Origin of the sequence: Pseudomonas arsenicoxydans (assembly GCF_006438915.1) — a bacterium.
Taxonomy (GTDB): domain Bacteria; phylum Pseudomonadota; class Gammaproteobacteria; order Pseudomonadales; family Pseudomonadaceae; genus Aquipseudomonas; species Aquipseudomonas arsenicoxydans_A.
This window is the reverse complement of the sequence record NZ_RCZE01000005.1, coordinates 269,241-294,953: the sequence shown is the minus strand read 5'-3', so window position 1 is coordinate 294,953 and position 25,713 is coordinate 269,241. Positions and strand designations below refer to the sequence as shown.

The following is a 25,713-nucleotide window of genomic DNA, read 5'->3' as shown; positions in this document are numbered from 1 at the left end:
GCTTATGCGTATTCAAGACATAACTATTTGGGAGTGACTGCAGAGCATGTTCCGTAATTCGTATATTCAGCAGAACTCTGATATCCAGGCCGCAGGCGGCCTGGTCCCGATGGTTGTCGAGCAGTCTGCTCGTGGCGAGCGCGCCTATGACATCTACTCGCGCCTTCTCAAGGAACGAGTGATCTTTCTGGTTGGTCCGGTAGAGGACTACATGGCCAACCTGATCTGTGCGCAATTGCTGTTCCTTGAAGCGGAAAATCCGGACAAGGACATCCATCTCTACATCAACTCGCCGGGCGGTTCGGTGACTGCGGGCATGTCGATCTACGACACCATGCAGTTCATCAAGCCAAACGTGTCGACCACCTGTATCGGTCAAGCGTGCAGCATGGGCGCGTTCCTGCTGACCGCCGGTGCGCAGGGCAAGCGTTACTGCCTGCCGAACTCACGTGTGATGATTCACCAGCCACTGGGCGGTTTCCAGGGCCAGGCTTCGGATATCGAAATCCATGCCAAGGAAATCCTCTTCATTCGTGAGCGTCTCAACACGCTGATGGCCAAGCATAGCGGGCGCACTCTTGAAGAAATCGAGCGCGACACCAACCGCGATAATTTCATGAGTGCAGAAGCTGCGCGTGATTACGGGTTGATCGACGAAGTGATCAGCCAGCGCCCCGCTTAAAATAAGCAGCTCAAAATAAGGTTGGTCGGCGTGTCTGATCACCTGCGGGCTTGAAAAAGCCCGCAATAGCCTTCATCTTGTGTTGCAAGCCTATCGGATTTGGATCGAACGAATGACTGACACCCGCAACGGCGAGGACAACGGCAAGCTGCTCTATTGCTCCTTCTGTGGCAAAAGCCAGCATGAAGTACGCAAATTGATTGCCGGCCCCTCGGTCTTTATCTGCGACGAGTGCGTCGACCTGTGCAATGACATCATCCGAGAGGAGGTGCAGGAAGCCCAGGCCGAAAGCAGCGCGCATAAATTGCCCTCGCCTAAAGAAATCAGCGGCATCCTTGATCAGTACGTAATTGGTCAGGAACGTGCGAAAAAGGTTCTGGCCGTAGCGGTGTACAACCACTACAAACGCCTGAATCAGCGTGACAAAAAGAATGACGACGTCGAACTCGGCAAGAGCAACATCCTGCTGATCGGCCCGACAGGCTCGGGTAAAACCCTGCTTGCCGAAACACTGGCTCGTTTGCTGAACGTTCCGTTCACCATCGCCGACGCAACCACCCTCACCGAGGCGGGTTACGTAGGTGAAGATGTCGAGAACATCATTCAGAAGCTGCTGCAGAAGTGCGATTACGACGTAGAAAAAGCCCAGATGGGCATTGTCTACATCGACGAAATCGACAAGATTTCGCGCAAGTCTGACAACCCGTCGATCACCCGGGACGTTTCCGGTGAAGGCGTGCAGCAGGCGCTTCTCAAGTTGATCGAAGGCACGGTCGCTTCCGTTCCGCCTCAAGGTGGTCGCAAGCATCCGCAGCAGGAATTCCTTCAGGTCGACACCCGTAACATCCTGTTCATCTGCGGTGGTGCGTTCTCCGGTCTGGAAAAGGTTATTCAAAACCGTTCCACGAAAGGCGGCATCGGTTTCAACGCGGAAGTTCGCAGCAAGGAAGAAGGCAAGAAAGTCGGTGAATCCCTGCGTGAGGTCGAGCCTGACGATCTGGTCAAGTTCGGTCTGATCCCGGAATTCGTCGGTCGTCTGCCGGTACTTGCCACGCTGGACGAGCTTGATGAGGCTGCGCTGATGCAGATTCTCACCGAGCCGAAAAATGCTCTGACCAAGCAGTATGCCAAGTTGTTCGAGATGGAAGGCGTGGACCTGGAATTCCGGGCCGACGCACTGAAATCGGTCGCCAAACGTGCCCTGGAACGCAAGACCGGTGCCCGTGGACTGCGCTCGATTCTCGAAGGTGTATTGCTCGACACTATGTATGAAATCCCCTCGCAATCCGAGGTGAGTAAAGTAGTGATCGACGAAAGCGTTATAGAAGGCAAGTCCAAGCCACTGTATATCTACGAAAACAGTGAGCCTGCTGCCAAGGCCGCGCCAGACGCTTAAGCGTCACGCAGCTGGTACAAAGAAGGGGCCTTCGGGCCCCTTTGCTTTTACTGCGTTTTATCACTGTCTTTGCGCTTGTTTTTTTTGAAGGCAGCCCCCATCTTGGTTTCAAGCTTACTTCCATCTGTTTCCGGCCTTATGGCCGCCGTAGAGGCGAAATCATGAAGACAACCATCGAATTGCCTCTCCTGCCATTGCGTGATGTTGTGGTTTATCCGCACATGGTTATCCCGCTGTTTGTGGGGCGCGAGAAATCCATCGAAGCCCTCGAGGCCGCGATGACGGGCGACAAGCAGATCCTTCTGCTGGCTCAGAGAAACCCTGCTGACGATGATCCCGGTGAAGATGCACTTTATCGCGTAGGTACGATTGCGACCGTTCTGCAGCTGCTCAAGCTGCCTGACGGCACCGTAAAGGTTCTGGTCGAAGGCGAGCAGCGGGGCGCCGTGGAGCGCTTCAGCGAAGTGGACGGCCACTGCCGTGCCGAAGTCTCGTTGATCGACGAAGTCGACGCGCCAGAGCGCGAGTCGGAAGTATTCGTGCGCAGCCTGCTGGCTCAGTTCGAACAATATGTACAGCTGGGCAAGAAAGTCCCGGCTGAAGTCCTGTCGTCGCTCAACAGCATCGATGAGCCAGGCCGCCTGGTCGACACCATGGCCGCGCACATGGCGCTGAAGATCGAGCAGAAGCAGGAAATCCTCGAAATCATCGATTTGTCGGCCCGGGTCGAGCACGTTCTGGCCTTGCTGGATGCCGAAATCGACCTGCTGCAAGTCGAAAAACGCATTCGCGGTCGTGTCAAAAAACAAATGGAGCGCAGTCAGCGCGAGTACTACCTGAATGAGCAGATGAAGGCCATTCAGAAGGAGCTCGGCGACAGCGACGAAGGCCACAACGAAATCGAAGAGCTGAAAAAGCGCATCGATGCCGCTGGCCTGCCCAAAGATGCCTTGGCCAAAGCCCAGGGTGAGCTGAACAAGCTGAAACAAATGTCGCCAATGTCCGCGGAAGCGACCGTGGTGCGTTCGTACATCGACTGGCTGGTTCAGGTGCCGTGGAAGGCCCAGAGCAAAGTACGCCTGGACCTTGCGCGCGCCGAAGACATTCTGGACGCAGACCACTACGGTCTGGAAGAAGTCAAAGAGCGGATCCTCGAATACCTCGCCGTGCAAAAGCGTGTGAAGAAAATTCGTGGTCCGGTGTTGTGCCTGGTCGGTCCTCCTGGTGTGGGTAAAACCTCGCTGGCGGAGTCGATTGCCCACGCCACCAACCGCAAATTCGTGCGTATGGCCCTCGGTGGTGTGCGTGACGAAGCTGAAATCCGTGGTCATCGCCGTACTTACATCGGTTCGATGCCAGGAAGATTGATTCAAAAGATGACAAAGGTGGGCGTTCGCAACCCGCTGTTCCTGCTCGATGAAATCGACAAAATGGGCAGCGACATGCGTGGCGATCCGGCGTCGGCGTTGCTGGAAGTGCTCGACCCCGAGCAGAACCACAATTTCAACGATCACTACCTGGAAGTCGACTACGACCTGTCCGATGTGATGTTCCTGTGCACCTCGAACTCCATGAACATCCCGCCGGCATTGCTGGACCGGATGGAAGTGATTCGCCTGCCGGGCTACACCGAAGACGAGAAGATCAACATCGCCGTTAAATACCTCTCGCCGAAGCAGATTACTGCCAACGGCTTGAAGAAAGGCGAGCTGGAATTCGACGCCGAAGCGATCCGCGACATCATCCGCTACTACACCCGCGAAGCCGGTGTGCGTGGGCTGGAGCGCCAGATTGCCAAGGTCTGCCGCAAGGCGGTCAAAGAGCATGCGATGGAAAAACGCTTCTCGGTGAAAGTCACTGCCGAGATGCTCGAACACTTCCTGGGCGTGCGCAAATTCCGCTACGGCCTCGCTGAATCGCAGGACCAGATCGGTCAGGTGACCGGGCTGGCGTGGACGCAAGTGGGCGGCGAATTGTTGACCATCGAAGCTGCGGTGGTACCGGGCAAGGGCCAGTTGATCAAGACCGGGTCCCTGGGTGATGTGATGGTCGAATCGATCACCGCCGCACTGACCGTGGTTCGCAGCCGTGCGAAGAGCCTGGGGATCCCCCTGGACTTCCACGAGAAGCGCGACACGCATATCCATATGCCGGAAGGGGCGACCCCTAAGGACGGCCCTAGCGCCGGTGTGGGCATGTGCACGGCCCTGGTGTCGGCTCTGACCGGGATTCCGGTGCGTGCAGACGTCGCGATGACGGGTGAAATTACCCTGCGTGGCCAGGTGTTGGCGATTGGCGGATTGAAGGAAAAACTGCTCGCTGCTCACCGTGGCGGGATCAAGACAGTGATCATTCCTGAAGAGAACGTACGCGATCTGAAGGAAATTCCTGACAATATCAAGCAAGATCTGCAGATTAAACCGGTTAAATGGATTGACGAGGTCCTGCAAATTGCGCTGCAATACGCGCCGGAGCCCCTGCCTGATGTGGCTCCAGAGATCGTTGCAAAGGATGAAAAACGCGAGTCTGACTCTAAGGAAAGAATTAGCACGCATTAGTAGCATTTGGCCGGGTGGCTTCCTTGACAGCTTTTTAGAGCCCTTGTTATAAAGCGGCTCTTAAGTGTCTGTAGGCCATTCAGCACTCGTTTTTGTTTTCACCAAAAAAACTTAGAATCATACTCAAATAGATATAAGGGGACTTAGAGTGAACAAGTCGGAACTGATTGATGCTATCGCCGTATCTGCGGACATCTCCAAAGCCAGCGCTGGTAAAGCCCTGGATGCAGTAATCGAATCCGTCACTGGCGCTCTCAAGGCTGGCGACTCCGTTGTTCTGGTTGGTTTCGGTACTTTCTCCGTTACTGATCGTCCAGCTCGCATCGGTCGTAACCCACAAACCGGTAAGACGCTGGAAATCGCAGCAGCCAAAAAACCAGGTTTCAAAGCCGGTAAAGCACTGAAAGAAGCTGTCAACTAAGTTCGATTCAGGTTTTTGCCTATCCGGGTCGGGGTCATGCCTGACCTGGCAGCGGAGCGGTAGTCCAGTCGGCAAGTTGCCGGTCCGAGACACCGAGGGTCGCATGTTCGAACCCTCGGTCCGCTCCGCCAGTTACGAGAAGGCGCATCCCCGGATGCGCCTTTCTTCTATCCGGATTCTACCCACGCTCCACGGTTGCCTAATTTTGAAGTTCAACCGTTTCTGGGGGACGCATGCTGCAGAATATCAGGGACAATTCACAAGGCTGGATTGCCAAGACCATTATCGGGGTCATCGTTGCACTGATGGCTTTGACCGGTTTCGATGCCATTTTCAAGGCCACTACGCACAGCAATGATGCGGCCAAGGTCAATGGCGAAGAAATCAGCCAGAACGAGCTTAGCCAAGCGGTTGATATGCAACGCCGTCAGCTCATGCAACAGCTGGGCAAGGATTTCGATGCTTCCTTGCTCGATGAAAAAATGCTGCGCGAATCGGCCCTCAAAGGCTTGATCGATCGCAAATTGCTGCTGCAAGGCGCACAGAACTCGAAGTTCGCTTTCTCCGAAGCTGCCCTGGACCAAGTGATCCTGCAGACGCCTGAATTTCAGGTCGACGGCAAGTTCAGCCCTGAGCGTTTCGATCAGGTGATCCGTCAGCTCGGTTACAGCCGTATGCAGTTCCGCCAGATGCTGGCTCAGGAAATGCTGATCGGTCAGCTGCGCGCTGGCCTGGCGGGTAGCGGTTTTGTCACCGACGCACAGGTTCTGGCGTTCGCCCGTCTGGAAAAACAGACCCGCGATTTCGCTTCCCTGAACGTCAAGGTTGACCCGGCAGCGGTGAAGCTGACCGACAATGAGGTCAAGGCTTACTACGACGAACACGCCAAGGAATTCATGACGCCGGATCAGGTGATCATCGATTACCTGGAATTGAAGAAGTCCTCCTTCTTTGATCAGGTCGCCGTCAAGGACGAAGACCTGCAAGCGGCGTATCAGAAAGAAACCGCGAACCTGTCCGAACAGCGTCGGGCCGCGCACATTCTGATCGAAGTGAATGACAAAGTGACCGAGGCGCAAGCCAAGGCCAAGATCGAAGATGTGCAGGCGCGTCTGGCCAAAGGCGAGAAATTCGAGGCCCTGGCCAAAGAGTTCTCCCAGGACCCGGGTTCGGCCAACAATGGTGGTGACCTCGGTTACGCAGGTCCTGGCGTCTACGACCCGGCCTTCGAAAAGGCCCTGTATTCGCTGGCCAAAGATCAAGTCTCCGAGCCGGTTCGTACCGACTTCGGTTTCCACCTGATTAAGCTGTTAGGTGTGGAAGCACCTGAAGTGCCGACGTTTGCCAGCCTGAAAGACAAGCTGACCCGCGAGCTGAAAACCCAGCAAGTCGAGCAGCGTTTCGTCGAGGCAACCAAGCAACTGGAAGACGCCTCGTTCGAAGCGTCCGATTTGGCCCAGCCGGCGCAAGACCTGAAACTGACCATCCACACCTCCAAGCCATTTGGTCGTGAAGGCGGTGAGGGCATTGCCGCTAACCGTGCAGTGGTGACCGCTGCGTTCAGTCCTGAAGTGCTGGATGAGGGTGCCAACAGCACCGCCATCGAACTCGATCCGGAAACCGTGATCGTGTTGCGCGCCAAGGAACACCTGAAACCAGCACAGCTGCCTCTGGAAGCCGTTAATACGGCCATCCGCGCGCAATTGGCCAAAGAGCACGCCAGCTCTGCCGCCAAGACCAAGGCTGAACAGCTGATTGCCAGCCTGCGAGACGGCAAGACTCCGCTGGACAAGGCAATCGACGGCCAGAGCTGGAAAGTGACCGAAGCGGCTACCCGCGCTCAGGAAGGGGTTGACCCGACTGTGTTGCAAGCGCTGTTCCGGATGCCCAAGCCTGCCGCCAAGGACAAGCCGACCTTCAGCAACGTGACCCTGGCCGATGGTAGCCTGGTGATCGTGCGTCTGAACAACGTGAACGAAGCGGCCGCGCCGACCGAAGAAGAGAAGGCTCAATACCGCCGCTTCCTCGCCTCGCGCATTGGCCAGCAAGACTTCGCGGCTTACCGCAAGCAGCTGGAAAGCGAAGCGGACATCAAGCGTTATTGATGCCGATTGAGCTTTTCGCTACATAGAAACCCCAGCCGAAAGGCTGGGGTTTTTTATTCACGGAAGGAAAGTGAAACGGTTATCCGTCGCCGGAGACGGAGATACAGCGACCTTTTCGCGTGAATGGGAGTCTTTACACTTGTATCTGTTTTAAGACACTAATCGATGCTCCGCTAAGCATCGATCTGTTGCACAATACGCCCCGGACCGTTTTCCTCAGGATGTTCAATGTTTAAATCAATTCCCATGCGTCTCGTCGGGTTGGCACTGGTGCTCGCTGCTGCCGGCTGCTCCTCCAAGAAAGCCGCGATTTATGAGCATGAGAACTTCTCCGACTCCGGCACCTTTTCGCGCAACTACCCCGTGAGCGATGCGCAAACCTGCGAGGCCGCCCGCCGCGCCTTGCTCAGCCAGGGTTACATCATTACCAGCAGCGACCCCAAGCTGATCAGTGGACACAAGAGTTTCCAGCAGACCGGCGACACGCACATGGAGATCAGCTTCAGTGTGGTCTGTACCGATGACGGCAGCGAAGGGCACCACGCGACCATGTTCGCCAACGCCCTGCAGGACCGCTATGCGCTGAAGAAAACCAACAACTCAGCCAGCCTTGGCGTCGGTGTGTTGGGCTCGGTGTCGATGCCGATCGGCTCGTCCGACGACTCGATGGTCAAGGTCGCCAGCGAAACCGTTTCGTCGGCCAAGTTCTACGAGCGTTTTTTCACCCTGGTCGAATTGTTCCTGCCACCGGAAGCGAAGAAAGCCGCACATATCGTCGAAAAACCGAAAACCGACCTCGGCGTACCTGAACCCCAGGCAGCGCCTGCGGCGTTGGCACCCACTCCGGCCCCAGCGGTAGAGCCAGCGCCAGCCCCAACCCCGGTCGCCGAACCTGCGCCAGCCCCGGTTGCCTCTGAACCGGTTGCTCCACCGGCTGAGACTGCCCCGATCACCCCTGAACAAAAAAGCGAGCCGGCACCGACCACAGAAGCGGTCACGCCCCCACCGCAGTCGGACTTGCCGCCGCCAAGCGAGCCGATTCCGGCTATGCCCATCTCTGGTCAGTAAAAGCTAACCGACGGGATCGGGTCAAACGACACCGATCCCGTAGGCGCTTAACGTTCATCTGCGTCAGCCAGGCCGTAGTCCTACAGCCTGTATCGAAAAAAACCTGTGATAAATTCCTGACCGCCTGCTACGTTTTATCAAGTAGCCGCTGAGCGGTGCGCCTGCGTCATTTTTCTTTCACAGGGGCACTTTATGCTCAAGGCGTTGGTCATTTATTCAGGCATTTTTTAAACGAGCGCTGGGGGATTCAAAAATGGACGAATATCAAGAAGAGCTGCTCGAGTACCAGGCGTTTGAACTGGACCCGCTGGAACCCGCCGAAGACGCTACCGAGCTGTAAGCGTCAAGCGGATTGGCGATGGCTGCGGCGAAACTCGCCGGGTGTCTGGCCACTCCAGCGTTTGAACGCCCGTTGGAAGGCTTCTGCTGAAGCGAAACCCAGCAGGTAGGCGATTTCTCCAAACGCCAGTTCGGTATCGCGGATGTAGGTCATGGCCAGGTCGCGACGGGTGTCGTTGAGAATCGCGCGAAATTGCGTGCCCTCTTCGGCCAGTTTGCGGCGCAAAGTCCAGGTGGGCAGCTTCAGGCGTGCCGCCACTTCTTCCAGGTCGGGTTCCCGGCCACCATTGAGCAACGGCCCCAGTAACTGAGTGATGCGTTCACGCAGGCTGCGGGTGCGTGTCAGCTGTTCCAGTTCCCGTTCACAGAGTTGCAGCAGATGTCGCCAGGTGCTCGGACAGTGTTCCGGGTTGCGTTGAGCGAGGCTGGCCAGGCTCAGGCGCAGTTGATTGTGCTCGGCACCAAACTGTATCGGGCAATCGCCCAGCAAGGCATAGACCTCGCGGTAATTCGGCGCGTCGAATTCGATCTCGATGCGCTCTGCGCGCAGCGGGACAGGGCTGATGCTCGACAACTGGTGCAACCAGCCGGCGATGATTGAATCCACCACAAAACGATTGTAGGTGTTGTAGGGGCTGATGGAATAGAAGCGCAGCCACGCGCCCTGAGCGTCTTCATGAAAACTCGATTGACCGCGATAGTTGGAGCCGTACAAAGCTTCGAAACGAATCAGGCAGCGTGCGGCTTCCCGAACCGTTGGCGCTTGCGCAGCCGTCACGCCGGCCAGACCCGCCTGGCTCAGGCGACTGAGCTGGCCCATGCGCAAACCCAGCGCAGGGTCGTCCGTCAGTTGAATCGCCCCATGGCCCAAACGCATATAGCGCGGGATCGACAGTCGGGCACCGGGCTCCGCCAACCGGGCCGCATCCAGCCCGTATTGATCGAGCAACGGTTGCGGGTCTGCACCGTGGCTGCGTACGGCATCGGCCAGGCTATGGACGAAACCCACCGATAAATCCCCGAGGCGCATCGGTAGCGGTTTCATGGGTTACAACCAGAGGTTCAGCAACCGCGCGCCACGGGCATTGCCGTCGGCGAACTGTTGACCGTTGTTGCTGAGAAAACTTTGCCCGGCGCTGCCCTTGTCCCAGAACTGCCCGCGCAGGAACACGCTCATGCCGGCAATGGCCTGGCTCGCGGGTGGTTGGGCGGTCAGGGTCAGGCGATGCCAGGCCTGACCTTCACTCAGCTCACCGGGCTTGATGCTGACAGAGGCCGGTGTCGGTAATCCGCGGTAACCGCGCCACGGTTTGTCCCAAGTGTCACGGCCGATGACGTACGCCGGAACGGCGACCAGTTGCACGCCCAGATCGTCGAGTTTGCGGTAATTGTCCGGGTACCAACTGTCGCTGCCGATCAACACGCCCAAGCGTCCGGCAGGCGTATCGACGACGGTGAGAGCCTGTTGTTCATTGGCCTTGATGCCTTCAGGCTCCTCGAACACCGGGTGCATCTGGCGTTGAGGCTGGCCAATCGGCAGTCCATCGCGACCAAAGATGACACTGCTGTTGTACAGCGCACCGCGGCCGATTTTCAGTGTGCCGTCGATGACGCTCGGCTCCGGCAGCACAATGGTGCCCGCCACCAGCGTCACGTGAAACTCTTTCGCCAGCCCGCCGAACAGGGCCTGGTAATTCTTGGCCATGCCTTTGGCCTTCATTCGCAAATGGGCATCGTCGATCCGGCTGTCGCCCTTGGCGCTGATCAGCGCGCGAACGAACTGCAACGGATTGCTCGCCGCCAGCCAGTTCATCGCTTCCTGGATCGTCGTGGCCTGGTACAGCTCATCTTTCTCGCCGCTGACCATCAACCAGGTGCCGACATGTTCGGGCAGCACAACGATGGTCTTGTCGTTGAGCAGGCCTTGGTCTTGCGCCTTCTGCAAATAGGCGGCGAGCTTGCGATGCAGGCGCTCGGGGCTTTGATAATCGGTCGGGAAGAGTTCGGGCTGGATGCCCAGCAGGTTGCCGCGATCGGCGGGTGTGCCTTGATCGATGGCCAGGTTGATGCGCAGGTCCGACAGGTAATGGCCCACCGGACGATCCGCGGCCCACATGGCGTAGGTTGTCAGGGCGGCAATGATCGCCATGGAAAAGGTCAGGTACAGAAGTTTGCGCATGGGGAAGCAGTCAACGGTCGTGTGCAGGGTTTGCGGCTAGGGTAGGGCGCCTGTTGGCGCTTGCCAAGGGGCGCTGCGCATTTGGATCAATAAGTTGTCAGTTTCGGTCATTGAGTGACAGCGATGCGACTCTTAGTCTGTCGAGCATGACTGACAGGAGCCGAAGAGCTCCTGCACTTTTTCCGTGATCGCTCGATGTGGAGTTACAAATGGCCGCCGCTCACTACCCGCACCTGTTGGCCCCGCTGGACTTGGGTTTTACCACGCTGCGCAACCGCACCCTGATGGGGTCGATGCACACCGGTCTTGAGGAGAAACCCGGCGGTTTCGAACGCATGGCGGCGTACTTTGCCGAACGTGCGCGTGGCGGCGTTGGCCTGATGGTCACCGGCGGCATTGGCCCTAACGACGAGGGCGGGGTGTATTCCGGTGCGGCCAAGCTGACCACCGAGGAAGAAGCGCTCAAGCACCAGATCGTGACGCGCGCCGTGCACGAAGCGGGCGGCAAGATCTGCATGCAGATCCTCCACGCCGGCCGGTATGCCTACAGCCCGAAACAGGTCGCGCCGAGCGCCATTCAGGCTCCGATCAACCCGTTCAAGCCCAAAGAGCTGGACGAGGAAGGCATCGAGAAACAAATCAGCGATTTCGTCACCTGTTCGGTTCTGGCACAAACCGCCGAATACGACGGCGTCGAGATCATGGGCTCGGAAGGTTATTTCATTAACCAATTCCTCGCTGCCCACACCAACCACCGCACCGATCGTTGGGGCGGCAGCTACGAAAACCGTATGCGCCTACCGGTGGAAATCGTCCGTCGTGTGCGTGAAGCGGTCGGTCCGAACTTCATCATCATCTTCCGCCTGTCGATGCTCGACCTCGTGGAAGGCGGCAGCAGCTGGGAAGAAATCGTCACCCTGGCCAAGGCCATCGAACAGGCCGGTGCAACGATTATCAACACCGGTATCGGCTGGCACGAAGCGCGGATCCCGACCATCGCCACCAAAGTGCCGCGTGCGGCGTTCAGCAAAGTCACCGCCAAACTGCGTGGCTCGGTGAGCATTCCGCTGATCACCACCAACCGCATCAACACCCCGGAAGTGGCCGAGCAGATTCTGGCCGAAGGCGATGCCGACATGGTGTCGATGGCGCGGCCGTTCCTCGCCGACCCGGACTTCGTCAACAAAGCCGCTGAAGGCCGCGCCGATGAAATCAACACCTGCATCGGTTGCAACCAGGCATGCCTGGACCACACCTTCGGCGGCAAGTTGACCAGTTGCCTGGTCAACCCGCGCGCTTGCCATGAAACCGAACTCAACTACCTGCCGGTGCAGCAGATCAAGAAAATCGCCGTGGTCGGTGCCGGTCCTGCGGGGCTTTCCGCTGCGACGGTGGCCGCCGAGCGCGGGCATCAGGTGACGCTGTTTGATTCGGCCAGCGAAATCGGCGGTCAGTTCAACGTCGCCAAGCGCGTGCCGGGCAAGGAAGAGTTCTTCGAAACCCTGCGCTATTTCAACCGCAAATTGCAGACCACCAACGTCGAGGTGTGCCTGAACACCCGCGTCGACGTGGCTCGATTGGTCGAGGGCGGTTACGACGAGATCATTCTCGCCACCGGCATCGCGCCACGGACCCCGGCGATTCCCGGTGTGGAAAATGCCAAAGTGTTGAGCTACCTGGACGTGATCCTGGAGCGCAAACCGGTGGGCAAGCGGGTTGCGGTGATCGGCGCGGGCGGTATCGGGTTCGACGTATCGGAATTCCTTGTGCATCAAGGCGTAGCCACCAGTCAGGACCGCGAAGCGTTCTGGAAGGAGTGGGGTATCGATACTCACCTTGAAGCGCGCGGCGGCGTGGCCGGCATCAAGGCTGAGCCGCATGCACCGGCCCGTGACGTGTTCCTGCTGCAACGCAAAAAATCCAAGGTCGGCGACGGCCTCGGTAAAACCACGGGCTGGATTCACCGTACAGGACTGAAGAACAAGCAAGTGCAGATGCTTAACAGCGTCGAATACTTGAAGATCGACGACGAAGGCCTGCACATTCGCATCGGTGAAACCGGCGAGCCGCAAGTGTTGCCGGTGGACAATATCGTGATCTGTGCCGGACAGGATCCACTGCGTGAATTGCAGGACGGGTTGGTCGCGGCCGGGCAGAACGTGCATTTGATTGGTGGCGCGGACGTGGCGGCGGAGCTGGATGCCAAGCGGGCGATCAATCAGGGTTCGCGGTTGGCTGCTGAGTTGTAATCAAACCCTGTGGCGAGGGGGCTTGCCCCCGTTCGGCTGCGAAGCAGTCGTAAAATCTGTGTCGCCTCCGAAATGTTTGGGGCCGCTACGCAGCCCAACGGGGGCAAGCCCCCTCGCCACAGTGACTGCTAAGATGCCAGCTCTTTATCCAGAGCCGGCATCGATGCTTCTCCCTCTGAACGACTGGCTACCCCAAGCCCCTCTCGACCCCCTCCATCTCGACTGGCTCACCACCGCCGGTATCGAAGTTGCGATTCTGCGTCTCGACGAAATTGACTCACTGATCAGCGGAAACAAGTGGTTCAAGCTCATCGAGCACCTCAACGCCGCCAACCTCGCCGGTGCCAACGGCATCATCAGCCTGGGCGGTGCCCACTCCAATCACCTGCATGCGCTGGCCGCCGCCGGCAAACGCTTCGGTTTCAACACCGTGGGATTGCTGCGCGGTCATCCACAAGACACCCCGACGGTGACGGACCTGCAGACATTCGGCATGCAACTGCACTGGTTGGGTTACGGCGGCTACCGGGCGCGGCATGAACCGGGTTTCTGGCAACCCTGGCAGGCGCAATACCCCGATGTTTATCCGGTGCCCGAAGGGGGCGGCGGTCTGCGTGGCGCGCGAGGGTGCGTATCGTTGAAGGCAATGGTCGACGATCAATTGAATCATTTGGGATGGAGTGACTACGACAGTTGGTGGCTGGCCTGCGGAACCGGCACCACCCTGGCCGGCCTGGTGTTGGCCGAGGCAGGTGAACGCAAAGTGTATGGCGCAATGGCGGTGCCCGACGATCACGGCGTTGCGCAACAGATCGAATCGATACTGCAAGACGCCGGTGTACCGCAACGTAACTTCGAACTATTGGATGCGAGCCGTGGCGGCTTTGCCAAAGTCGATCAGCCGTTACTCGACTTCATCGAGCAAACCGAACAAGCCAGCGGTGTACCTTTGGAGCCGCTGTACACCGGCAAGGCACTGCTGATGCTCAAGCAGCGAGTCGAGGCTGAGCATTTTGAAAAGGGTACACGTTTGATTTTTATCCACACCGGCGGCTTGCAGGGCCGCCGGGGATTTCAATAAATACGGGCTGTGTTCAACCGCGCTTGGGCATCATCCGCAGCAAGGTGTTATCCCGCACTACGTAATGGTGATAGATCCCGGCCACAGCGTGCAGGCCGATCAGCCAGTAGCCGATGGTGCCGCCCAGTTCATGCCAGCCCTGGATCTGCTTGGCCAACACCTTGTCTTCCGAAACCAGCATCGGCAAGTCAAAGCCGTAAAACATCACTTGATTACCCTTGGCGCTCGTGACCAGCCACCCGAGAATCGGCATCGCGATCATGAAAATGTACAACGCCCAGTGCATCAATTTCGCCAGCGTGGTTTGCCACTGGGGCGAGGCGGGGAAGATCTGCGGGGCGGGGCCCAGGCTGCGGGCGAACAAGCGCAGCCAGACCAGCACGAACACGGTCAGGCCCAGCATGTAGTGCGATTCAACGATCAGCGCGCGACCGCCACTGCCTTTCGGAAAGATCCCGCGAAACTCGATACAGGCGTAAACCAGCGCCAGCAAGACCAGCATCAACCAATGCAGCGTGATCGATACGGTGCTGTAGCGTGATTCGGAATTCTTCCAGGGCATACGGTGTTCCTCACAGGTCTGGTCTGAAACCACCGTTCTTGAGCGACGGTGTTCCTTAACTGTAATCCGCTTTGGCGGATTTGCCTTGAGTGATTGTGCCGTATAACGCTTTGGTTCAGCTGATTGACATCAAAAAAAACGCCAGTTCCGTAATAGAACTGACGCTTTTTTATGCTCGGAAAACCGCGATCAACTGCTTTGCGGCATTTCGCCTTTTGCCAGGCGCTTGTTGATGTCGGCGATCACTTGCGGCAAGTCAGTGATGGTGTCGATCATGTAGTGCGGACGCGAGCTTTCGAACATGGCGTGGATGCGCTTGCGTTCGCTCTCCAGCTTATCGCTGCCGAGGGCGCGATAGCCTTCGTAGTCCAGGCCCAGCGCGTTGCCCGAGCAGATCAGCGCCACGGTCCACATGCCGGCACGACGACCTTCAAGAATGCCCGGCACGGTGTCGTCGATCTTCACGCAGGCGGCGACGTCGTCGATGCCCAGCGCAATCACGTTGGCCAGGGCCTGAGCCGGCCATGGGCGACCGTTGGGGACTTCGTCAGTGGCGACCACGTGGTCGGCGACGTAACCGTTGGTGGCGGCCAGCTCGACCACTTTGTCCATGACTTGTTTCGGGTAACCGGAGCACGAGCCGATCTTGATCCCTTGCTGACGCAGGTTGGCGATGGTGTCCAGTGCGCCCGGAATCAGGGCCGAGTGTTCGGCGATTTTTTCGATTTGCAGTGGCATGAAGCGTTTGTAAATGGCGGTGACATCATCGTCGGTCGGTGCGCGGCCGAACACGGCGCGATAACGCTCGGCAACTTGTGGCTGATCGCACAGGGTACGGATGTGGTCCCACTTGCCCATGCCCATCGGCCCACGGGCTTCTTCGATGGAGACCTGGACGTCGAACTCGGCGAAGGCTTCGACGAAAATCTGGGTGGGAGCGAAGGAGCCGAAGTCAACGACGGTGCCGGCCCAGTCGAGGATGGCGGCTTGCAGTTTGGTTGGGTTTGCGTAGTTCATGTCGATAAAATTCCTGAGTTGGCAATGCAATTCAAATGTAGGAGTGAGCCTGCTCGCGATGGCGGTTGTTCATTCAGCATCTTCGTCGACTGACATGGCCGCATCGCGAGCAGGCTCACTCCTACAAGGGGATTTTTGGTGTGGCTTAGATTTCGAGCACTTCCATCTCGCGCAGCACTTCGGCCACCGCCGCCACGGCCGCGTGCATCTCGGCCTGGTTGACGTGGCCGATGCAGCCGACGCGGAAGGTTTCAACCTGGGTCAATTTGCCGGGGTAGAGGATGAAACCCTTGGCCTTGACCCGTTCGTAGAATTCCTTGAACTGGTAGCGTGGATCTTTCGGTGCGTGGAACGTGACGATGATCGGCGCTTGAATGGCGGCGGGCAGGAAGCTACGCAGACCGAGTTTGGCCATGTCTTCAAGCAACACTTTGCAGTTGTCGGCATAGCGTTGATGCCGCACCGGCAAGCCACCTTCTTCGTTGTATTGCAGCAGGGCTTCGTGGAGCGCCGCGACCACATGGGTCGGCGGGGTGAAACGCCATTGACCGGTCTTGGCCATGTAGGTGTGCTGGTCGAACAGGTCCATCGCCAGCGAGTGAGAGTTGCCAGCGGCATTCGCCAGCGATTCTTTGCGAGCGAAGACGAACCCCATGCCCGGTACGCCCTCCAGGCATTTGCCCGAGGCGGCGATCAGCGCGTCGAACGGCACCTGTTGTGCATCCACCGGCAGCGCGCCGAAAGAGCTCATGGCGTCGATAATCAAGCGCTTGCCGTGTTGCGCAATCACATCGGCGATTTCCGGCAGCGGATTGAGGATGCCGGTGCTGGTTTCGCAGTGAATCAGTGCGACGTGGGTGATGCTGGCGTCGGCGTGCAGCAGGCGGTCGACGTCGGCGGCGGTGGTCGGTTCGTCTTCAGCGGTTTCGAAAGTACTGAAGGCGCGGCCGAGCACTTCGCAGATCTTCGCCAGGCGTTTGCCGTAGGCGCCGTTGATCAGCACCAATACTTTGCCGTCGCGGGGCACCAGTGTGCCGATCGCTGCCTCGACCGCGAAGGTGCCGCTGCCTTGCAGGGGCACGCAGTGGTGGCTGGCGCCGCCGTTGATGATCGCCAGCAATTGCTCGCAGAGGCTGGCGGTCAGTTGATTGAAGCGGTCATCCCATGAACCCCAGTCGACCATCATCGCCTGACGGGTGCGGGCCGATGTGGTCAGTGGGCCGGGGGTGAGCAGGATGGGTTCGGCAATACTCATTCTCGTGTCCTCGCATTCGATGGGATGAAGCTACGGGACATAAATTGCAATTTGCCGTGCTATCAATCAAATTGTTTGTTGTTATGCCAGCCATCAGTGAGAGTTATTCATGAACCTGTTCCAGCTTCGGGCCTTTGATGCCGTGGCCCGCGAAGGCAGCTTCACCCGCGCCGCCGCGCGGTTGTTCATCAGCCAGCCGGCGGTGACCGGGCACATCAAAGCCCTGGAAGAGCATTACCAGATCACCTTGTTGCGCCGCACCGCACGACGGGTGGAACTCACGGAGGAGGGCACCAAACTGGCCGCGATCACCCGAGCCATGTTCGGCCTGGCGGAAGAGGCGCAGGTGATGCTCGAAGCGAATCGGCAATTGCTGACCGGGCGCCTGGAAGTGGCGGCGGACGGGCCGCACATGGTTATGCCGATGCTGGCTAGCCTGCGCGCGCGTTATCCTGGCATCACCGTGAACCTGCGATTGGGCAACGCCCAGGATACCCTGGCGGCGTTGTTGTCCGAGCACGCCGACGTGGCGGTGTTGACCGAGGTTGAACCGCGCAAGGGCCTGCACTTACAGGCGTTGAGCGAATCGCGGATTTGCGCGTTGGTGCCCGAAAGTCATCCTTGGGCGAAGGCGAGCAGCGTCAAGCTCAAGGCGCTGGATCAGGTGATCATGGTCTTGCGTGAGCCGAGTTCGATTACCCGGCGTACGTTCGATCAGGCCTGCGATCAGGCGAAGGTCAATCCACGGGTGTTGCTGGAGCTGGACAGTCGGGAGGCGGTGACCGAGGCGGTGGCGGCGGAGTTGGGGGTGGGCGTGGTGTCGTCGGTGGAAGTCAGCCATGACCCACGGGTGGCGGCGGTGCCGATAATTGGCGAGGGGCTGGTGAACCGGCACATGATCGGGTGCATGGAGCGGCGGCGGGATTTGCGCTTGATACAGGCGTTTTTTGAGTTGGCGCCGGTTAGTTAGACCGCGGCGCGGCCATCGCGGGCAAGCCACGCTCCCACAGGGTTATGCGAACGCCACAAATCCAGTGTGGGAGCGTGGCTTGCCTGCGATGAGGCCCGACCTGCCTACACAAGACTCTCTCGCACCATCTCCAGAAACGTCGCCACCACTCGCCGCGAACTCTGTTCGCGCAAGCACACCAGCGTTTCCGTCAGCCGTCGTGTGCAATCAGTAATCGGTAACGCGCACACCCTAGAGTCAGCACCGAACTCGGCGGCCGACACCACCCCAACCCCAATCCCGACCACCACCGCCTCGCGCGCCGCTTCCCGTCCTTCCACCTGAATCGCCGGGCGAATGCGATACCCGGCCCGGGCCATTTCCTCTTCCAGCGTCTGCCTTGTCACCGAACCGATCTCTCGCAGCACCAACGGCGTGTCATCCAGATCCGCAAGGCAAATCGATTCGCGATCCGCCCACGGATGATGGTGTGAAACAAACGCCACCATCGGGTCATTGCGCAGGGGCAACGAGATCAGCCGCTCATCACTGACATCCCGGCCCAGCAACGCCAGGTCGGCCTGATAGTTGAACAGACGAAACAACGACTCATCGGTGTTGCCGGTTTCTATCTTCACGCTGATGCCCGGATAGCGTTCGCAGAACCGCGCGATCTGCGGCAGCACATGCACCGGCGCATCCACCGCGAGGATCAGGCTGCCAGTTTGCAAGGCCTGCGAGTCCTGCAACAGTTCCTGGGCTTCGGCCTCGATCACGAACAGCCGCTGCGTGATAGCGAGCAAGCGTTCGCCCAGATCCGTCAGGCGCACCGAGCGTTTGTTGCGGTGGAACAGCAACACACCGAAGCGCTCTTCGAGTTTGCGCACCTGGTCGGAAATGGCCGGTTGCGTGAGAAACAGCCGCTCGGCGGCTTTGGTAAAGCTTCCGTGGACGGCCACGGCGTGGAAGGCTTTGAGTTGGGCGTGGGAAACCGACATCGAAACCTCCAGTAACAAGCTGAGCTTATTTTGGAAATACGATAAATCGATTTCACTTATTAATCAGTAATTGTTTTTATCCACCTCAGCCCCGGTGACTGGTCAGTCGAACAGCCGCGGTGGCCATGAGCCTGTGCGTGCAACAGCAGGACTCATCTGACCGGTATCGCGACAGGGAATCCGCGATACCGCAGTGCTCAACAATAAAAACACAGGCGTTTTCTTCCAATTCTGCCGGCACACTCACACCCTGAGGTCAGAACCACCATGAACACTCCCATCGGCACCATCAAGCGCTGGCGCGTGCAGATCTTCGCGATCACCTGGCTCGCCTACGCCGCTTTCTACTTCACCCGCAAAGCATTTTCCGTGGCCAAACTGGGGATCGCCGAAGACCCCACCTTCATGCTCGACAAAATGGCCATGGCCAACCTCGACGCGATCTACCTGGCGGCGTACGCCCTCGGGCAGTTCACCTGGGGCATGCTCGCCGACCGCTTTGGCCCACGGGTCGTGGTGCTCGGCGGGTTACTGATTTCGGCGGCAGCAGCGCTGGTGATGGGCACTTACGCGACATTGCCGATCTTCGCGACCTGCATGTTGATTCAAGGGTTGGCGCAGTCCACCGGCTGGTCCGGGCTGTGCAAAAACCTCGGCAGTTTCTTCCCTGCGCAGCAGCGCGGCAGAGTGCTGGGGTTATGGAGTTCCTGCTATGCCTTTGGTGGGCTGGTGGCATCGCCGTTTGCAGGCTGGTGGGCGTATACGCTGATCGGCACCTGGCATGCGGCGTTCATTTCCAGTGCGGCGGTGGTTGGGCTGGTCGCCGTGCTGTTTTTTATTTTTCAACGCAACACGCCGCAGGACGTCGGTCTGCCGGCGGTGGACATCGAACCCGAGTTGACCGCTGAAGAGGCTGACGCGCAAAGCAAGATCAGCATGCTGGAACCCTTGAAGGAAATCCTGCGCAACCGCACGGTATTGGTGCTGGGCCTCGCGTACTTTCTGCTGAAACCGGCGCGTTACGCGATTCTGCTGTGGGGCCCGGTGATCGTGTTCGAGCAAATGCCGTCTGTGGGCAAGGTCGGTGCGGCGATCATCCCGACCGCGTTTGAACTGGCCGGGTTGCTCGGGCCGATCCTGCTCGGTCTGGCGTCGGACAAAGTGTTCGGTGCCCGCCGCATGCCGGCCTGCGTCCTCAGTCTGCTGGCGCTGACCGTGACCCTGGCCTTGTTCATGGGCGCGCTGCACACCGGCAGCGTCTTGCTGGTAGTCATACTGTTGTTTGTCATGGGCCTGACCCTGTACGGGCCGGACTCGATGATCAGCGGCGCGGCAGCGATTGATTTCGGCACTGCCAAGGCGGGCGCGACGGCGGCGGGTTTCGTCAACGGTTGCGGTTCGGTCGGGGCGATTCTCGGCGGATTGCTGCCGGGTTATTTCGACTCGGTCACGGTGTTCATTGTCTTCGCCGGCTGCGCGTTGTTCTCGGCCCTGGTGTTGATCCCCCACTGGAACAGCCGCCCGGCTGGCCTGCGAACCAACTACCCCTTCGTACCCAATCGGGCGATGGCAATCAAACCCCTGCGTACCTGAATCCTGTCCCTCGCAGCCTGCTGCACCGGCGGCAGGCTGGCGTGTGGGCATCTGACTGGAGATTTCCCCATGAGACCCTTTTGGCTGGACCAGGCCTTAAAGGCTGATACGTCCGACAACTGCCCGGCACTGGACGGCGACACCCGTGCAGACGTGTGCATCGTCGGTGGCGGCTACACCGGTTTGTGGACGGCGATCATGCTCAAGGAGCAGAACCCGGAACTCGATGTGGTGCTGATCGAGGCCGACATCTGCGGTGCCGGCGCCAGTGGCCGCAACGGCGGATGTGCGCTGTCGTGGTCGGCCAAGTATTTCACTCTGGAGCGGTTGTTCGGCGTCGAAGAAGCCGTGCGCCTGGTCAAGGAATCCGAACGCAGCATTTATGCGATTGGCACCTTCTGCGAACAGTACGGTGTGGAGGCCGATTACCGCCTCGATGGCACGCTCTACACCGCGACCAATCGCGCCCAGTGTGGCTCGACCGATGCAGTGATTGCCGCGCTGGAGCGCAACGGCATCAACTCGTTCACCCAGCGCCCGGTCGCCGACGTGCAACGCATGGCCGGTTCCAGCAAGCATCTGGAGGGCTGGTTTTCCCCGGCAGCGGCCAGTGTACAGCCGGGCAAACTGGTGCGCGGCTTGCGCCGGGTGGCGTTGCAATTGGGCGTGAAGATTTACGAGAACACCGCGATGACCGGGTTGGAGGAGGGCAAGCCAGCGGGGATTCAAACCCGCAACGGCACCGTTCGCGCAGACCGCGTGGTGCTGGCGATGAACGCCTGGATGGCCCGGGCGTTCCCGCAGTTCGAACGCAGCGTGGCGATTGTCTCCAGCGACATGTTGATCACGGAACCGCGCCCCGATCTGCTCAACGAGATCGGCCTGACCAGCGGCGTTACGGTGCTCGATTCACGGATTTTCGTGCACTACTACCACAACACCCCGGACGGGCGAATCATGCTCGGCAAGGGCGGCAACACCTTCGCCTATGGCGGGCGGATGTTGCCGGTGTTTGATCAACCATCGCCGTACGCCAGGTTGTTGAAAGACAGTCTCAATGAGTTCTTTCCTGCGTTCGCCGACGCCAAGGTCGAGGCGACCTGGAACGGACCGTCGGATCGTTCGGTCACCGGTCTGCCGTTCTTTGGCCGGATGAGCGCCAGCGGGAACGTGTTCTACGGGTTCGGTTATTCCGGCAGCGGCGTTGGGCCGTGCCACATGGGCGGGCAGATTCTGGCCTCGATGGTGCTGGGGCTGGACAACGCCTGGACCCGTTCGCAGTTGGTGAACGGTCCCTTGGGTTACTTTCCACCGGAGCCGATTCGTTATCTCGGCTCCCTGATGGTGCGCAACGCCATCCGCCGCAAGGAGCGCGCCGAAGACCACGGGTGCCGGCCACGGCACCTGGACGTGCGCCTGGCCAAGTTTGCCGCGGCGGCCGGCAAGGCGGACAAGGGCTAGCGATTGATCAGCCAATCGAGCAGCAATCGCCCATCGCTGCGGGGTTGATAGGCGGCGCGGGGCTTGGGCGGATTGAAAACGGTGGCGCACAGCACCGGGCGATCCGGGTCGCTGTCGAGAAAGCTGATGAGCACTTCGGTGCCGGCCAGCGGCAGGCTGGAGGGATCAATCCCGGCTTGCGGTGTAGCGAAGGCAACGGGAAGCCACAGGCCGGCGGATTCATCCGCGTCCTCTTGCAGTGCGGGCCACAGCCGCACGTGGATTTGATGTTGTTCATCCAGCGCTGCCGGTTGTCCGGCGACGCCCAGCACTACCGCCCGCTGATAGCCCGGAATGCTCGGCCGAATGTGTGTGAGTGCGGGCCTGAATTCCGTTGACCAGGGAATGGCGGTGAACTGATTGCTGTAGCGACGGGGACGTTGGTCGGCGAGGATCGAAGGCTGTTGCCCGCCGTGTTGGACATCGGTGATCAGCCACTGATCGTTGAAGCCCGACACAGGATGTTCCGTCACTTGCACGATGCTGCCACTGCGTAAACCGGCTTGATTGCTTTGCCCTTCAATCTGTCGATGCTGGCAGCGCAGACGCTCCAGTGAGCGGCGACTGAGCTGCTCGCGGTGCGCCTGTTCAGGGGCGGGGCGACCGGTCAAAGGGGATGTTTTGCCAAAGGTGTGGTTGGCGGCGCCGTTCCCCATTGCCTGAAATCCGCGATTGTTGGCGACGCGGCGGGCAGGCAGGGCACGCGCGTTGTGGCGTTGAGACAGCTCACTGATCACCGGTAAAGAAGTCCCGCTGAGCGCATCCTCATGAAAGGGAAGCAGGATCGGTTCCTGGGGGAATGCCTGACTGTCATCCGCCAGCACCAGCACATGCCCGTCGCACCGGTGTTCGAAGTGATAGTGGATGCCTTCTTCTTCGCAGAGTCGCTGCATCAGTGTCAGGTCGGATTCTTCGTATTGAATGCAAAACGGCCGGGGCGGGTAGTGCACGCTGGCCAGTTCCAGGCGATAGCTGTCCTGGGGCAGCGCATGTTCCTGGAACAATTGACGCAGGATTGCCGGCACGCTGAGGTGATGAAACACCCGACGGCAGCGGTGACGGTCGAGGGTTTGCAGGTGCGGCACCAGCACCAGGTGATAGCCGATGCAATGCGGGCCGCGGTGTTCACGGCTGGCGCTGTGAAGAATGCCGTGAACAGCGATGCGATCGCCCATCATCAGCAGGGCCGGTTGGTGCAGCAACGGGTCGAGGTTCATCGCCGGTGCCAGGCCAATCACTTCAATGTCGAACCGGTAGGGCCGGTTCAGGCCTTCGGCGCCACGAAATTGCAACACCTGCAGGCTTAAACCGCTGTCGAGGAGGGTCAGGGTGTAGAGACTTTCCTTGTCGTTGTGCATCGAGTGCGCTTCTGCCATGGATTCCGGACGCGAAGGGTACGAAACCGCGCCCCTTAATGGTCACCGCAAATCGCTGTTTCAGAATCGCCCTACGAGTGCTGGCGAAAATGTCGATCGGTGAAGCCAGCGGACCCGTCCGCATTTTTTGGTCGATTGCCAACTTTAGGCCGTATAAACTTGCGCAACGCGTCGGCCAATAGATGTCTCGGCGCCACAGATCAAGAGAGTGAGTAATGGGCGCACAGTGGAAGGTTAAACACAAAGAAGCGGCATCCAACGCCAAGGGCAAGATTTTCGGCAAACTGGTGAAAGAAATCACCATTGCTGCGCGCAACGGCGCCGATACCGCCACCAACGCACACCTGCGACTTGTGGTTGAGCAGGCCAAGAAAGCCTCGATGCCCAAGGAAACCCTGGATCGCGCGATCAAGAAAGGCGCGGGCCTGTTGGGCGAAACCGTGCAATACCATCGCGTGACTTACGAAGGCTTCGCCCCGCATCAGGTGCCGCTGATCGTTGAATGTGTGACCGATAACATCAACCGCACTGTGGCGGAAATCCGCGTGGCGTTCCGCAAGGGCCAACTGGGCGCTTCCGGCTCGGTGGCGTGGGACTTCAACCATGTCGGCATGATCGAAGCGTCCCCGGACAGCCCGGACGCCGACCCGGAAATGGCGGCGATTGAAGCCGGTGCCCAGGATTTTGAGCCAGGTGAAGAAGAGGGCACTACCCTGTTCCTGACCGAACCTGCGGACCTGGACGCGGTGCAAAAAGCACTGCCGGAGCAGGGTTTCACGGTGTTGGCGGCGAAACTGGGCTACCAGCCGAAAAACCCGGTCAGCGGTTTGAGCGATGAGCAGATGGCTGAGGTTGAAGCGTTCCTTGAAGGCCTCGACAACCATGATGATGTGCAGGATATGTTTGTCGGTCTGGCGGGTTAAGTATTCCAGCAGGTGCGGCTTTGTCGTCTGACAGGCCGCCTTCGCGAGCAAGCCCGCTCCCACATTTAATCTTCAGTGCGACATAGATCTAGTGTGGGAGCGGGCTTGCTCGCGAATGGCCGCAAAGCGGTCACCTATCTTGCAGCTCCCGCACAATCTCGCCAAACCCCGGCCGCTTCAGCACTTCGGGGTGACAGCAGCGTTCCTGCAACACTTCCAGCTCCTCACGCGCAACATCGCTCAACCCCGAGTCGATGCGCTCCAGCAATTCCCCCAGCAACACCCCAAACGCCCGCACCTCGATCCGTTGCAGCGCCCGGCTTTCAGGGCTGTCGACGGTCGCGTGGAAAGACGCGGCGCCAAAATCCCCCAGCAGGCAATCACCGTCCTCGTTCCACAGGATATTGTGGCCGTAAAGGTCGCCGTGGGTGATGCCGTGTTGGTGCAAATGCCTGGCCACCGAGGCGATGCCATGGGCGATGCGCATTGCCACGCCCGCGCTGAAGCGGGTGTCATCGGTGTAGACGTCCCGCGTGCAGGACGCCAGGCTCGGCAGCGCGGCCAGGTTGCGATAACTCGGATCGATCAGTTGCATCACCAGCCCGGCCTGTTGCTCGGGATGACCGACGATTCGGCCTTCGACGCGGATCAGGTTCGGGTGAAGGCCGGCGGTGATGCAGGCGTTCATTTCGTGTAGGGGCGAACCATCGCTGGTCATTTCGCCCTTGTAGAGCTTGACCGCAACCTGCGTGGCCGGTTGCCCCGGTTGCGCCCAGGTGGCCCGATGAATCACCCCCGAAGCGCCTTCGCCCAATTGCTGCTCCAGGTGCAATTGCTCCCAGGGAATCCGCGGTGTGGCTTCCAGTGCTGCGGCATCCGCTTCGGTTTCCAGCGGATTACCGGCATACGCCAGCCACGTCAGGCTGGGCAGGGCCAGCAGCCATTCGGGCAGTTCCTTGAACTGATTGGCGGCGATGCGGATCAGTTCGAGTCGATGGCACTGGCTCAAGCTGCGGGGCAGGCGCTGCAAGCGATTGCCGGCGAGCATGAGTTTTTGCAGGTTCGGGCGGTCGCCCAGTTCGGTGGGCAGTTCAGTGATGCGGTTGTCAGTCAGGATCAACCAGCGCAGCAACGGCGGCAGCGCGGCGGCAGGAACCGTTTCGATGGCATTGGACCTGAAGCCGATCATCGTCAACGCGGCGCATTGGCCCAGGCACGCGGGCAGTTCGGTGAACAGGTTGTCCGAGCAGAACAGCACGCGTAAACGGGTCAGGCGATGCAGGTCATTCGGCAGGCTGCGCAAGGCGTTGCCGCTGAGGTTGAGCACCTCCAGCGAGTCCGCCAGGTCGAAAATTTCCCGCGGGAATTCTGTCAGGCCGCAGGCCAGGTCCAGGCGGGTGATGCCAGTCAATTGGCCGGCGCGCAGTTGGGCGAGGGTATCCATGGGCGGGTTCGCTATTGA

Annotated in this window: 20 protein-coding genes; 12 read left to right on the top strand and 8 right to left on the bottom strand. The window is 59.4% G+C overall.

The genetic code is table 11. The features are described from left to right. The first annotated feature begins 46 nt into the window (after nt 1-46). The 6 genes from clpP (at nt 47) to EAH78_RS12770 (ending at nt 8,230) form a co-directional block, all read left to right on the top strand. The gene (clpP, locus tag EAH78_RS12800) at nt 47-682 is read left to right on the top strand and encodes an ATP-dependent Clp endopeptidase proteolytic subunit ClpP (RefSeq protein ID WP_027926070.1); all 636 of its coding nucleotides are present in this window, start codon (nt 47-49) and stop codon (nt 680-682) included. A 112-nt stretch (nt 683-794) separates the two neighbouring features. Continuing rightward, a complete protein-coding gene (gene clpX / locus EAH78_RS12795) occupies nt 795-2,078 on the top strand; it encodes an ATP-dependent Clp protease ATP-binding subunit ClpX (protein ID WP_007946893.1) in 1,284 nt (427 codons plus the stop codon). A 161-nt stretch (nt 2,079-2,239) separates the two neighbouring features. Beyond that, entirely contained in the window at nt 2,240-4,636 is a 2,397-nt protein-coding gene (gene lon, locus EAH78_RS12790; protein WP_027926069.1) for an endopeptidase La, read from the top strand. A gap of 148 nt (nt 4,637-4,784) precedes the next feature. Then, nucleotides 4,785-5,057: an HU family DNA-binding protein gene (locus EAH78_RS12785; RefSeq protein ID WP_027926068.1), complete on the top strand. Its 273-nt coding sequence runs from the start codon at nt 4,785-4,787 to the stop codon at nt 5,055-5,057. A gap of 233 nt (nt 5,058-5,290) precedes the next feature. After that, complete coding sequence (locus EAH78_RS12775) at nt 5,291-7,162, top strand: SurA N-terminal domain-containing protein (protein WP_140667845.1); 1,872 nt, start codon at nt 5,291-5,293, stop codon at nt 7,160-7,162. A gap of 228 nt (nt 7,163-7,390) precedes the next feature. Further along, complete coding sequence (locus EAH78_RS12770) at nt 7,391-8,230, top strand: DUF2242 domain-containing protein (protein WP_140667844.1); 840 nt, start codon at nt 7,391-7,393, stop codon at nt 8,228-8,230. 343 nt (nt 8,231-8,573) lie between these two features. Here EAH78_RS12770 and EAH78_RS12765 read toward each other — a convergent pair whose 3' ends face one another. Both EAH78_RS12765 and EAH78_RS12760 read right to left on the bottom strand, forming a co-directional pair. Beyond that, on the bottom strand, nt 8,574-9,614 hold the full coding sequence (locus tag EAH78_RS12765) for an AraC family transcriptional regulator (RefSeq protein WP_140667843.1): 1,041 nt from the start codon (nt 9,612-9,614) through the stop codon (nt 8,574-8,576). A gap of 3 nt (nt 9,615-9,617) precedes the next feature. Beyond that, a complete protein-coding gene (locus EAH78_RS12760) occupies nt 9,618-10,748 on the bottom strand; it encodes a carbon-nitrogen hydrolase family protein (RefSeq protein WP_140667842.1) in 1,131 nt (376 codons plus the stop codon). 209 nt (nt 10,749-10,957) lie between these two features. Here EAH78_RS12760 and EAH78_RS12755 point away from each other — a divergent pair, with 209 nt between their 5' ends. Further along, entirely contained in the window at nt 10,958-12,997 is a 2,040-nt protein-coding gene (locus EAH78_RS12755; protein ID WP_140667841.1) for an NADPH-dependent 2,4-dienoyl-CoA reductase, read from the top strand. Nucleotides 12,998-13,160: 163 nt separating this feature from the next. Next, nucleotides 13,161-14,078: a 1-aminocyclopropane-1-carboxylate deaminase/D-cysteine desulfhydrase gene (locus EAH78_RS12750; RefSeq protein ID WP_140667840.1), complete on the top strand. Its 918-nt coding sequence runs from the start codon at nt 13,161-13,163 to the stop codon at nt 14,076-14,078. Between the two features lie 13 nt (nt 14,079-14,091). On the opposite strand, the gene EAH78_RS12745 is transcribed toward EAH78_RS12750, so the two are convergent. The 3 genes from EAH78_RS12745 to EAH78_RS12735 form a co-directional block, all read right to left on the bottom strand. Beyond that, complete coding sequence (locus EAH78_RS12745; protein ID WP_140667839.1) at nt 14,092-14,640, bottom strand: cytochrome b; 549 nt, start codon at nt 14,638-14,640, stop codon at nt 14,092-14,094. 189 nt (nt 14,641-14,829) lie between these two features. After that, nucleotides 14,830-15,657: a phosphonoacetaldehyde hydrolase gene (gene phnX / locus EAH78_RS12740; RefSeq protein ID WP_140667838.1), complete on the bottom strand. Its 828-nt coding sequence runs from the start codon at nt 15,655-15,657 to the stop codon at nt 14,830-14,832. A gap of 145 nt (nt 15,658-15,802) precedes the next feature. Next, entirely contained in the window at nt 15,803-16,912 is a 1,110-nt protein-coding gene (locus EAH78_RS12735) for a 2-aminoethylphosphonate--pyruvate transaminase (RefSeq protein WP_140667837.1), read from the bottom strand. Nucleotides 16,913-17,021: 109 nt separating this feature from the next. Between EAH78_RS12735 and EAH78_RS12730 the strand changes: the two genes are divergently transcribed. After that, a complete protein-coding gene (locus EAH78_RS12730; RefSeq protein ID WP_140667836.1) occupies nt 17,022-17,882 on the top strand; it encodes a LysR substrate-binding domain-containing protein in 861 nt (286 codons plus the stop codon). 104 nt (nt 17,883-17,986) lie between these two features. On the opposite strand, the gene EAH78_RS12725 is transcribed toward EAH78_RS12730, so the two are convergent. Then, nucleotides 17,987-18,859 (bottom strand): LysR family transcriptional regulator, encoded by an 873-nt coding sequence (locus tag EAH78_RS12725; protein WP_140667835.1) that lies wholly within the window; start codon nt 18,857-18,859, stop codon nt 17,987-17,989. 267 nt (nt 18,860-19,126) lie between these two features. Here EAH78_RS12725 and EAH78_RS12720 point away from each other — a divergent pair, with 267 nt between their 5' ends. Both EAH78_RS12720 and EAH78_RS12715 read left to right on the top strand, forming a co-directional pair. Continuing rightward, on the top strand, nt 19,127-20,452 hold the full coding sequence (locus tag EAH78_RS12720; protein ID WP_140667834.1) for an MFS transporter: 1,326 nt from the start codon (nt 19,127-19,129) through the stop codon (nt 20,450-20,452). Between the two features lie 69 nt (nt 20,453-20,521). Further along, nucleotides 20,522-21,913, top strand: coding sequence for an FAD-dependent oxidoreductase (locus EAH78_RS12715; protein ID WP_140667833.1), 1,392 nt, complete (start codon nt 20,522-20,524; stop codon nt 21,911-21,913). Here EAH78_RS12715 and EAH78_RS12710 read toward each other — a convergent pair. Beyond that, on the bottom strand, nt 21,910-23,310 hold the full coding sequence (locus EAH78_RS12710; RefSeq protein ID WP_140667982.1) for a type VI secretion system Vgr family protein: 1,401 nt from the start codon (nt 23,308-23,310) through the stop codon (nt 21,910-21,912). The genes EAH78_RS12715 and EAH78_RS12710 overlap by 4 nt on opposite strands. A gap of 233 nt (nt 23,311-23,543) precedes the next feature. On the opposite strand from EAH78_RS12710, the gene EAH78_RS12705 reads away from it, so the two are divergent. Next, nucleotides 23,544-24,251 (top strand): YebC/PmpR family DNA-binding transcriptional regulator, encoded by a 708-nt coding sequence (locus tag EAH78_RS12705; RefSeq protein ID WP_123432313.1) that lies wholly within the window; start codon nt 23,544-23,546, stop codon nt 24,249-24,251. A gap of 130 nt (nt 24,252-24,381) precedes the next feature. Here EAH78_RS12705 and EAH78_RS12700 read toward each other — a convergent pair whose 3' ends face one another. Further along, a complete protein-coding gene (locus EAH78_RS12700) occupies nt 24,382-25,695 on the bottom strand; it encodes a leucine-rich repeat-containing protein kinase family protein (protein ID WP_140667832.1) in 1,314 nt (437 codons plus the stop codon). Between the last annotated feature and the right edge of the window lie 18 nt (nt 25,696-25,713).